The sequence below is a fragment of the Fluviicola sp. genome (assembly GCF_030151805.1).
In the GTDB taxonomy this organism is placed as follows: Bacteria; Bacteroidota; Bacteroidia; order Flavobacteriales_D; family Crocinitomicaceae; genus Fluviicola.
Map to the genome: position 1 here is coordinate 1 of NZ_JASLCN010000274.1, position 11,479 is coordinate 11,479.

The following is an 11,479-nucleotide window of genomic DNA, read 5'->3' on the forward strand; positions in this document are numbered from 1 at the left end:
GTCTGAAACCTTTGATTCCAACGGGAAATTCCTTGATTGCCTTCGCAAGTTCTTTCGGATTCAAAAAGCGTTCTTTGGAAACAAAATTCCTGATCCAGAAAACAGCCACTTCACCCAATTTCAATTCTTTCAATCCCTGGGAAGGGTTTTTCGCCTTTTTCAAAATTTCAAAGACTTTTCCGCTCGTCATTTGGGGCTTAAAATCAATTTTAAAGACCGGTTTTTCCATTTTCCGCAAAGCACCATTGATTGCATACGCCGGTTTTCCTTCCAGGCCATACCTTGTACAGACCAAATCTCCTGTACAAGATTGATTGCCACACGAAGTTTGAATATTTTTCAGGATTTTGCCTTCCAGGTCTCCCAGCCAGTTTTCATACAACACCAACCCGGAATTACTTGACTCAAAAGGCGTCATTTCAATCCCTTTTTGCTCAAAAATCGAAACCCAGACTCCGTCAGAACCCGTTACCGGCCAGGATTTTCCACCCAAAGCCAAAACAAGGTAATCGAAATCCAGTTTTTCGGTTTTCCCTTCCCGTTCAATCTCAATTTGCTTCTCAACGAAGTTTAAAAACCGGGTATTCAGAACAAATTGTACTTTCGGTTCCAACAATTGCTTCCAGGCATTCAAAACCTGGATCGGTTTGACCTCATCCAAAGGAAAAATCTTTCCCGAAGAACCCACTTTCGTTTCGATTCCTATTTGTTTTAAGAATTTGATAAAATCCTTATTGGAAAATTGTTTGATGGCTTGCTTGATCCATTCCGAATCATATTTCTCCAACAATTCGGTCTTACTTTGCGAATGCGTCAGATTGAATCCGCCGTCACCGGCAACCAGAAACTTTCTTCCCACACTTGCTTTCTGATCGAGGATCAGAATTTCACAATCGCTTTTCAACAATTGAGTGGCAGCCATCAATCCTGCTGGCCCGCCACCAATAATGATTACACGTTTCAAATTAACGGTAATTGATCGTGATTTTCTGCGCTAATTCTTTTGCTTTATCGGTAATCTGATCCACTTCCTGATCTCCGGAATACAACACAACTGCCATCCTGCGATAAGGGCGCGTGGTTGGTTTTCCAAAAATACGAACGTCGGAACCTTCTGTTTGCAATACTTCTTCCAAACCGGAAAAATCGGGTGCATGATTCGATTCACGATCTGCCAGGACAACCGCACTTGCTCCTTTTTTCAAAGAAACGATGGATGGGATCGGCAAACCTAAAATAGCGCGTGCATGCAACTCAAATTCGCTGAAATTTTGTGTCCCGGCCAAGGTTACCATTCCCGTATCGTGTGGACGTGGAGACAATTCGGAGAAATACGCTCCGTCTTTGGTAATAAAGAATTCAACTCCCCACAAACCGGAACCTCCCAAAGCTTTCGTCACTTTTGCAGCCATGTCCTGCGCTTCTTTCAAATGTTCCGGATTCATCGGCATGGGCTGCCAGCTTTCCTGGTAATCTCCGCGTTCCTGCCGGTGGCCGATTGGAGCACAGAATAAGGTTTCTCCATTGTTTTGAGTGACCGTTAACAAGGTGATTTCGTAATCAAACGGAACGAATTCCTCCACGATCACTTCTTTCAAATCGCCGCGAGAACCTTCTATTGCATAGGTCCATGCTTTCGAAATTTCTTCTTTGGAACGAATCACCGACTGACCTTTTCCGGAACTGGACATCAACGGTTTGGTGACGCACGGAATTCCGATAGCCAATACCGCTTCTTCAAATTCTTCTGCCGTTTTTGCATAGCGGTAATTGGCCGTTTTTACTCCAAGATCTTTCGCTGCCAAATCTCTGATTGCCTTCCGGTTCATGGTGAAATTCGCTGCTTTTGCAGAAGGAATGACCTGGATTCCCATCTTTTCATATTCGTAGAAACGCTCTGTTCGAATCGCTTCAATTTCCGGAACAATCAAATCCGGATGATGTTTTGCAACAATCGCGTCCAGGGAAACGGCATCCAGCATATTAATCACTTCATATCCATCCGCAACCTGCATTGCAGGAGCATTTTCATAGCTATCAACCGCAATCACGGTTTGTCCTAATCGTTGAAGGGCAATGACCAGTTCTTTTCCAAGCTCACCGGAACCCAGGAGTAAAATTTTCTTTTGCATATGCAAAGGTAATTGAAAATTGAAAAGTGAGAATTGAAAAAGAAAGATCCCGGTTTTCATCTTACCAGGCAGATTCATAAGCCTTTGTCAATTTTTACATTCCCAATTTCCAATTAAAAAAACAAACTTTATGTATAAAAATAACGTCATATGTAATATTAACTATATTTGAATTTAACATGAAGGGAAAACTAACACATTTACTACATTCATACCATGGGATTTCACTGGAAGAACTTTCCCGTGCCCCGCTTATGAATCGCGTGGATGAGAAGTTTGCCTTCCCCATTGAAAATTTGGCCTGTTACCTGGAAAAAATGCTTCCTTATTACGATGTTCTCAACATTGACGGGAAAGTGATTTTCGATTATACCAGTCAGTATTTTGACAATTCGGAGTATTCTTTTTTCCAGGACCATCATAAGTCCATTCCAAATCGTTTCAAAGTCCGGATTCGCACCTACGTGGACAGCAACGTTTCCTACCTCGAAGTCAAAGAGCGGATTAAAGGTCGAACGGATAAGAATCGCATTAACATTGACGGCTTTACCTCTGATTTTTCGGATGATCAACGTTCCTTTTTATGGGACCGGCTTCGAAAACAAATGGATCTGCAACCGGTCATGATCAACAGTTACCGCCGCATTACGCTGATTAACAAGCAAAGTGAGGAACGGCTAACCATTGATTTTGAAATTACCAACGGAACGTTAGATGATCCGAACTGCAAAAAACAAACGCTTTCTTCGATTGTTATAGCCGAATTGAAACAACCCAAACTGGATAGAAATTCTCCATTCTATCAATTAATGAAACAGGAATTGATACGCCCGTTTCGCATATCCAAATTTTGCTTCGGAATGATTGATTTGTATGATGAAAACAAACTGAAATCAAACCGGTTCAAAGAAAAAAAACTACTGATACAAAAACTAATAAACAATTCACATGCTTCTCTCCCATCAACCGGATTTTAAATTGTTCGGCATCTCCTTTTTCAACGAAGATTTATATGCGCTTCTTTTCAGAATGACCATCAACCTCCTTGTCCTGGTGATCCTGATCCGTTTCATGTATTATTCCAAGGCAAGAAGAAAAGATTATCTCTTTACTTATTTCCTGATCGGGATGATTACGTTTTTCCTGTGTTTCGGACTGAAAAAACTCGACATTGACACCGGAATGGGGCTTGGTTTGTTTGCTATTTTCGGGATTCTCCGTTATCGCACCGAAGGAATTGAAATCAAGGAAATGACTTATCTATTCCTGGTAATCGGTCTTTCGGTTATCAACGCTTTGGCTTCAAACAAGATCTCGCTTGCCGAAATGGGTTTAATGAACGGATGTTTGATCCTGCTTACTGCCGGTTTGGAATATTTGTGGCTGTTGAAGCATGAAACCCGGAAGATTATTATTTATGACCGTATTGATCTGATTCAGCCGGAGAAATATGATGAAATGATGGAAGATGTTCAAAAAAGAACCGGATTGAAAATCAACCGCATTGAGATCGGGAAAATTGATTTCCTGAGAGATGTGGCTCAAATCATGATCTTTTACGACGGAGATATTCAATCATTCGGAACGGGTGCCGGGCCAAGTGATTCGGAGTAGCGTTGAATCATGAATGATATTTAAAGAGAATGCAATGCGTTCTCTTTTTTGTTTATCTCTACTCAGAATATGTTTAATTAAAAAATCCTCCCCCTTTGTCCCCCTCCAAAGGGGGAGACTTTAATCTTCTTTCAAATGAGAGTTATACTTCCAGCTGTTAATGATTCGGAGAAAGATTTGTTTTTTGCGGGAGTTTCCAATCCCCCTTTGGAGGGGGACAAAGGGGGAGGAAACAAAAAAGGGCATCCTTTCGAACACCCTTCAACACATTTCTATTCAATATTACCAATTAAACTTTCGCTTCTCTCTCGGTTCTTTTGCAGGCTTCACCTTCTTTTCTTTCGTCGATTCAGGGAAATGAAGTGCCATCCCGAAGCGCAGGTTCAACGCATTGAACCATTGTTTATGCGGCTCCTGTTTTGCAAAAATATTCGTCAATCCGATAGAATAAGCCGGGATAAAATAAACGGAAGCATATTTTGAAAAGCGGTATTGCACTCCGGTTGAAAACAAGACACTGAAACCGGCAGAATTAAATCCTTCCACTGTTCTTGGCTCCGAAGTAGTTTCATTTCCCTTCGAATCCTTATAGGTAATTTTCGATTTCAGACTTAATGGGATAAACGGCTGAATTCCAGCCCCCGCAAGAAACTGTACGCGTTTTCCATACGTGAAAAACAATTGAACCGGCACAGCCAGCATGTTGTATTTGCGGTTGTAGCTGTAAGCACTATCATTGATGGTGGATTTATATTGATACGATTCTCCGTAACGGTCATACGACAAGCCAGCTTCAATAGATAAAAAACGGTTAATTCTGTTGCGGACACCACCCTGGTAAGTCCAGCGATTGACCATTTTCTCATCAGCACGGGTTCCGATTGGTTTTCCGAACAGATCTCCGTTCGTTTCAATTCTGTGAGAACCCAAACTGTAGCCCGCCCCCAGGAAAACCGTAAAATCCAATAATCCTTTATCAGGATCATATTTATGGTCCGAATCATTCTTTTTCGATTCGGTTTGCGTTTTTTTATTCGCGTCTTTTACTTTTCCGGTGGAAATTTGTGCGATATTCACAAATGGACTACAAATTAATAATGTCAGGACTGTTAATTGTTTCATGAAAAGCTTATTTTCGTAAGAATGTAAAGATACATTCTTTGGTTAAAAAATTGGTTATACTTAAATTACCTATCGATGTCGAAAAAAGAAAAATTGCCGAAAAAGAAGAAAAGTTTCATCCGCAGACTTTTCAAGTGGACGGGATATACGTTCTTAATCTTGCTCATTGCAATCATTTTAATTCCAATCATTTTCAAGGATGAGATTAAGGAATTGGTATTGAAGGAAGTTAGTAAATCATTGAAAGCGGATGTCACTATCAAAGACTTTGATCTAACGTTCCTGTCGACCTTTCCGAATGTCACCATCCAATTATATGATACGAAGGTAACAGGTAGAACGGAATTTAAGGGCGTAGAGTTGGCAAGTATCAAAACTATTGAGGCACATGTAGGTTTATGGGATGTAATCGGTGGAGATGAAATCGAAATTGACGAGGTTCATATCTCCGATGCGAAGTTCGATGTACGCGTGGATCCGGAAGGAAAAGCCAACTATGATATCGTGATTCCAACGGATGAAAGACCGGTTGAAGATCAGGAACCTTCCAAGTTCAAAATGTCCCTGAAGGAATACTCCCTGAAGAACATTCAAATCGTTTATGACGACCAGGCTTCGGATATGTATGCCAATATCAAAAATCTGAATCATACAGGAGAAGGAGATTTAACGGCAGACGTGATTGATTTCGTTACAAGCACCCAAATGGACGAATTGACGTTCGAGATGGAAGGTTTGAGTTACCTGTCGAAAGTAAAAACAAATGCAGATGTGAACCTGTTGATGGAATTCAAGGAAGATGATTCGAAATTCACGTTGAAAGAAAACACCTTTGCCCTGAACAACTTTAACATGTCTTTGGACGGTTTTTACCAAATGTTGAAAGACCACGATCAAATGGATCTGAAACTGAACACCAAACAAATCAGCTTCAAGGATTTATTGTCCCTGGTTCCGAGCTTCTACCAAAGCGGGTATGAAAGCATGGTGGCCAAAGGAGATTTGAAACTGAACGGCGAAGTAAAAGGCCGTTTGGATGACAAAAACCTTCCGGGATGGGATTTCGGACTGAATGTTCAGAAAGCATCCATCAAATACCCGGATTTACCTGGTTCGATCAGCAACATTACTGTTGATGCAGGTTCTAAATTTGAAGGCGGATCCAACCTGGATAAAATGACGATTGATGTCACAAAATTCCATTCCGAATTCGTTGGAAACCTGATTGACGCGAATCTGAAACTGAGAAACCCGATGACCGATCCGTTGATTGATTCCAAAATAAAAGCAAACGTGAACCTGGCTACACTTGGAAAAGTAATGCCTTTGGCTGAAGGAGAATCCTATAAAGGAAAACTGAACGCGGATGTGGCTTTGAACGGACGCATGAGTGCTATTGAAACGGAGCAATACGAAAAATTCAACGCACAAGGTTTGATTGAATTGTTTGATTTCTTATACAAATCGAAAGATTTGAATGAGGATGTGAATGTGAAAGATTTGACTTTCCGTTTCAGTCCGCAAAACCTGTCTTTGGAAAAGATGAATGCAACGATGGGCAAATCTGATTTTGCCGTAAACGGAAAGATTGACAATTACCTGGGGTATTTATTCGGGAACAAAAAAGAAGACCAGTTGCTGAAAGGAGCTTTCAATTTCAACAGCAATAACCTGGATCTGGATCAATTGATGGGAGTTTCTGCAAGTTCTGCTGCTCCAGCGGCTACTGCTTCGGCAGAACCCGCACCGGTTGACCCGAATGCAGAACCACTTCTGATTCCGGAAAATGTGGATTTCAACCTGAATACCAACATTCAGAAACTGCGTTACAACGGAATTGATGTAAACAACATCAAAGGAAATGTGAATATGAAGGAAGAAGTGGCTTCACTGAACGGATTGAGCATGAACACGATGGGTGGAACTGTTGGTTTGAGAGGAAGCTATAGCTCCAAGGACCACAACAAACCTGCGATTGATCTGGGCTACGACCTGAAAGAAATCGACATTCAGGAAATTACTTCTCACTTCTTAACAATCGGGAAATTAGCTCCGGTTGCGAAATATGCCAAAGGGCAATTCAGCTCTACTTTAAACCTGAAAGGTGATTTGACCAAAGCGTTGGAGCCAGTCTACAACTCTTTAACCGGCGACGGAGATTTGTTTACCAACCTGGTGACCGTAAGCGGATTCGAACCGTTGAAAAAACTGGGCGAGTCTTTGAACATGGATAAACTGGCAAACCAGACATTCAAAGATGTGAAGGCGTTCTTCAGCTTTAAGGACGGAAAAGTAACGATGAAAAAACCGTTGAAGATTAAATTGAGCGGTATTGATACGGAAGTCATGGGTTCAACGGCATTTACGCAGGATATCGATTACAAAATGACGATGCAGATTCCGAAATCAATGATCCCTGCCGGAATTCTCAAAACGGCTGAGCAAGGTTTGGCAAAAGTAAACGGACTTACTCCGAAACTGAACCTGGGAAGTATTCCGGATATTATTCCTGTCAATGCATTGGTTGGAGGAACGGTGACAAAACCAGTCATCAAAACCGACTTTAAGGAAGCGATCCTGAAAGCAACCGGAAACCTGAAAGACAATATCAAGGAACAAGGAAAAGAACTCATCAACAAGGCAAAAGATTCCGTTAAAACGGTAATCGACAACAAGGTGAAAGAGGTAAAAGAAGATTTTAACAAGAAAAAAGACGAGATTATTGCCAACGCACAGAAAGAAGCCGACAAGCTGAAAGCAGAAGCGAAAAAAGCAGCTGATCAAATTCGTGCGGAAGGTGATAAACAATGTGCGGATGGTATGGACGCAGCAGGAAGCAACCCGCTGAAGAAAAAAGCTGCAGAAGTAGCTTGTAAGGAAATGAAGAAGAAGGCTGAAAGCAGTGCAACAAAAGTGGAACAGGAAGCACAAACCAAGGCCGACAATATCATGGACAAGGCTCGTGAAAAAGCAGATGCCGTTGGAAAATAATTGAAGATGCATTTGAATAGAGAAACCCTGACATGTATCGTCAGGGTTTTTTGTTTCCCTTTTCGGGATGAAGATGACATGTCCCAAACCACATTTCAGCATCAGAATTCCAACCGGTAACTCAGAATCGGAAGCAATGGTGATTGATACCAATACTTCACATTTCCTGTTTTCTCATCGAAATATTGTCCGCCAACATTTTTCCGGTTCGTTGTATTCTGAATGTCAAGCGCTACAGTACTTGTGAGTCTTTTGTAGTTCCGTTTCAAACTCAGGCGAATATCCAGTCTGTAATAATCAGGCATTCTTTTTCCATAAGTTTGCGATGTCACAAATTTGGTTTCACCAGCTGCGATGGATGCGTTCAGATCAATAGGAGTATAACGGAAACCACCAACGTAGATCGTTTTAATATTGAAACCAATGCTTCTGTTTTTATGCTTCCTGCTTTTCAAGTTCCATTCTTTTCCAATAGTCAGGGAAGTTGCATAATTGGTATTGAACTGCGTGTCGTACCAGTTTCCATCAGCTGCTCTGTATTTTGATTCATACAAGGAAGCCGATAGTAAATAATAGAGATTTTTGAAGAGGAATCGCTCATAGGTCAGTTCAAGGCCATAGTTTTTACCCAGCCCGGAATTGGTCAACATTTCAGAAGGAAAACCATTCTGAGAATTTAAGATCGAATAGGTACTTGTGGGATCCTGGCTGATCGGAACATGGAACAAATGCTGGTAATAGACTTCTGTTTTGATGTGTTCGTGTTCATTCAGAACGAAATCATACCCGAGAACGATATGATGCGCTTTACTCAGCTTCAAATTCCGGTTCGGAAGCGTCGTTGTTCCGTTCTCCGTATGCTCCACAAAATAAACACCTATCGGTTGCAGCTGACTGTGTAAACCATACCCCAAAGTCAGGTGATGCTTCGGGCGAATATCATAACGCAGCGATGCACGTGGTTCAAGCGAATTGCTGTTATTCAGGAATAATTGAAAGTAATGAATCCCGACATTCGCAGTCAGTTTTTCAGTGATGTGGGAATTCCATTGAAAAAACACCTGCATGGTTTCCGTTCCGCCCTTTTCATTGATCTGTTCCAATAGAACAGTTGAATCGCCCATATCGCTCTGTTTTAAACGATACCCCAGATGATTCAGAATGAATCCGGTCCGGATGTTGTTCTTCGCGTTGATCTTTTGAGTGTAAGTGCTTGAAAGCGTCAGCTTATTCTGCAGAAACCGCTGTTCGTATTCGCGCGTCAGGGAAGCATAATCATCACTCAACTTGTCCTGTTTGTAACCGTTTTCGGTTCCGGAAAACACCAAAGCTGTTTTTAAGTACGATTTGTTTTTGAAAAGCTTGGTGTTTGTTATTCCGACGGCGCCCGTATTGCTGTAAAAGTTCGTGTTTAAGCGGAGAAAGTCATCTTCCTGCCAACGAATGGAATCTTTTTCAGCAGTAGTTGTTTGGTAACTCAATCCACCGAAACCAAATACGGTAAATTTCCCCAGCTTCTTCGCAGGAAGATAAATGTTGAATGACAAATCCTGGAAATTGGTATTGGCATCTCCGATCGGAATTCCTATTTTCCCGAGTATGTTTAGCGTCGAATAGCGGTAATTAATGAGGTAAGAACCTTCGTAACCTTTTTTGAACGGGCCTTCTGTTGCTACATCCATTCCCAGAACTCCGAGCTGTATCGTGTATTCGCGCTTTTCGTTATTTCCCTTTCGCAATCGCAGGTCGAATACGCCGGACAATGCATTTCCATATTCTGCTGCAAAAGCCCCGGTTGAAAAGTCGGAATTGCTCAAAAGCTGTGCACTTAAAATAGAGATTCCGCCACCGGCCGTTCCTACATTCGAAAAATGGTTCGGATTCGGAATTTCAACACCTTCCATTCGCCATAAAAGTCCGTTCGGTGAATTTCCACGAATGGAAATATGATTGTTCCCGTCGCCTGCAGCCACAACACCTGCAAAAGAGGTTGCCATCCGTGCCGGATCATTTACCGCAGCTGCAAACTTCTGCGTTTCCTCAACAGAAAAGGTTCTGGTACTGACAGTGGAAAGTTCATTCAGCGGTTTGTTTTTATCCACCTTTGCGGTAATCACCACCTCATTTATTTTTTTCAGATCTTCTTCCATGTTGATTGTCAGGACCAATTCCTTTCCGGCATTCACCGTCACATTCTGCATGACAACCGGTTTGTAATCGTAAGCTGTAATTTCAATGGTTCTGCTTCCAACCGGAACATCCGACAGGTTGAACTTACCGTTCTCATCCGATACTGTTTGAATCACGGAATCCAATCCGCTTATTTTAATGATCGCACCCGGAATGGAAGACTGGGAAATATTGTCGACAACTGTGCCGCGAACCGTTTGTTTTTGGGAAAAACAGGTGTTGACAATAAGGCATAGCAATCCTGATACGAAGTATTTCGTTCTTGTTTTTTGAAACATGGTTTTGAGAGATTAAAGAGAAAATTACGAATTACGAATGCCCAATTACGAATTGAAAAGCAGCTATTAGAAGAGAAAGAGATCCAATCAATTCGTAACCCGTAATTAGGAATTCGTAATTAAATATGGATTACAGAACCTGATCCGCTGATGTTTGCATTGATAACCGGGTTTCCTTTATACCGGATATTCCCGCTTCCGGAAATGGTTGCTTTCAGCTGATTCACGACCCAAACAGTGATAGATCCCGAACCACTGATTTTCGCATCGGAATTACTCGCTGTCAGTCCGTCCATTTCAATATCTCCGGAACCACTGATTGTAGCTTTTTGGTTTGTGACCGCTCCGCCTGAAACAGATATGTCTCCCGATCCGCTGATCTTCACTTGTAATTCATCCGTGTGAACCGCAGCAAGAGCAATATCTCCGGAACCACTGACGTTTAATTCCAGATCTGAGGTTACAATATCTGAGGGAGATTCAAAGTTTCCGCTTCCGCTCAGGTCAACGGCACGAAGATCCGGTGAATGGATAACGATGGTAATTTTACTGTGTTTCAGAACCCATCTTCTGAATTCGATTTTCAATCTTCCTGCATCGATATCGGTTGTAAGCACATTTAACACGTTTTGCTGTGCTGAAATCTCAACGAAATAAACCGAGTCCTGTACATAGTGTAAATCTGCATCAATCGACAAGGAAATTTTATTGAAACCACTTAAATCCCGGGTTTCGGTAACGGTATCGCCCTTTCCTTTAATCGAATTAAACAGATGTTTCTTACAAGACGTGAATGACAACGCAATCCCGATAGTTATCGGGATCAAAACCGCCGGAATCATCAATTTTAAACTTTTCATAAAGACTTTTGTTTTACTATTTGTATGTATGACAATGCAGATTGGGTTTACCCCTATGGGAGGATGAAAATTGTGTGATTTTTTCTTCCTTTCCTTCCTCCTCCTTGTTCCCTCCCGACGAATTCTTGTCGGGGCAGGCTTTCCGAAGGGCGATTTCCCATTACATGGCACATCTTGTACCATTGCCCAAATTCTCTTACTTTTTTCATTGCCAAAAAAGTAAGCAAAAAGGCTAGGCCCGTACTCGAAAACCTGTAAACTACGCCTCATTACGCGAAAGCATTCAAAACTC

General features: G+C 41.7%; 8 protein-coding genes. 3 read left to right on the plus strand and 5 right to left on the minus strand.

What is annotated here, in order from left to right; translation table 11 throughout:
* On the minus strand, window positions 1–964 hold a 964-nt coding region (locus tag Q1V93_RS10435; RefSeq protein WP_300664444.1), incomplete at its 3' end, for an aminoacetone oxidase family FAD-binding enzyme.
* A 1-nt stretch (window position 965) separates the two neighbouring features.
* Entirely contained in the window at window positions 966–2,132 is a 1,167-nt protein-coding gene (purT, locus tag Q1V93_RS10440) for a formate-dependent phosphoribosylglycinamide formyltransferase (protein ID WP_300664446.1), read from the minus strand.
* Between the two features lie 179 nt (window positions 2,133–2,311).
* Here purT and Q1V93_RS10445 point away from each other — a divergent pair, with 179 nt between their 5' ends.
* Together Q1V93_RS10445 and Q1V93_RS10450 are read left to right on the plus strand one after the other, a co-directional pair.
* A complete protein-coding gene (locus Q1V93_RS10445; RefSeq protein WP_300664448.1) occupies window positions 2,312–3,109 on the plus strand; it encodes a polyphosphate polymerase domain-containing protein in 798 nt (265 codons plus the stop codon).
* Window positions 3,081–3,746, plus strand: coding sequence for a DUF4956 domain-containing protein (locus Q1V93_RS10450; protein WP_300664450.1), 666 nt, complete (start codon window positions 3,081–3,083; stop codon window positions 3,744–3,746). Before Q1V93_RS10445 ends, Q1V93_RS10450 begins: the two co-directional genes overlap by 29 nt.
* Window positions 3,747–4,028: 282 nt before the next feature.
* Here Q1V93_RS10450 and Q1V93_RS10455 read toward each other — a convergent pair whose 3' ends face one another.
* The gene (locus Q1V93_RS10455) at window positions 4,029–4,868 is read right to left on the minus strand and encodes a hypothetical protein (RefSeq protein WP_300664451.1); all 840 of its coding nucleotides are present in this window, start codon (window positions 4,866–4,868) and stop codon (window positions 4,029–4,031) included.
* 75 nt (window positions 4,869–4,943) lie between these two features.
* Between Q1V93_RS10455 and Q1V93_RS10460 the strand changes: the two genes are divergently transcribed.
* The gene (locus tag Q1V93_RS10460; RefSeq protein ID WP_300664453.1) at window positions 4,944–7,859 is read left to right on the plus strand and encodes an AsmA-like C-terminal region-containing protein; all 2,916 of its coding nucleotides are present in this window, start codon (window positions 4,944–4,946) and stop codon (window positions 7,857–7,859) included.
* A gap of 101 nt (window positions 7,860–7,960) precedes the next feature.
* On the opposite strand, the gene Q1V93_RS10465 is transcribed toward Q1V93_RS10460, so the two are convergent.
* Both Q1V93_RS10465 and Q1V93_RS10470 read right to left on the minus strand, forming a co-directional pair.
* Complete coding sequence (locus tag Q1V93_RS10465; RefSeq protein WP_300664455.1) at window positions 7,961–10,327, minus strand: TonB-dependent receptor; 2,367 nt, start codon at window positions 10,325–10,327, stop codon at window positions 7,961–7,963.
* Window positions 10,328–10,446: 119 nt separating this feature from the next.
* The gene (locus Q1V93_RS10470; RefSeq protein WP_300664457.1) at window positions 10,447–11,187 is read right to left on the minus strand and encodes a head GIN domain-containing protein; all 741 of its coding nucleotides are present in this window, start codon (window positions 11,185–11,187) and stop codon (window positions 10,447–10,449) included.
* Between the last annotated feature and the right edge of the window lie 292 nt (window positions 11,188–11,479).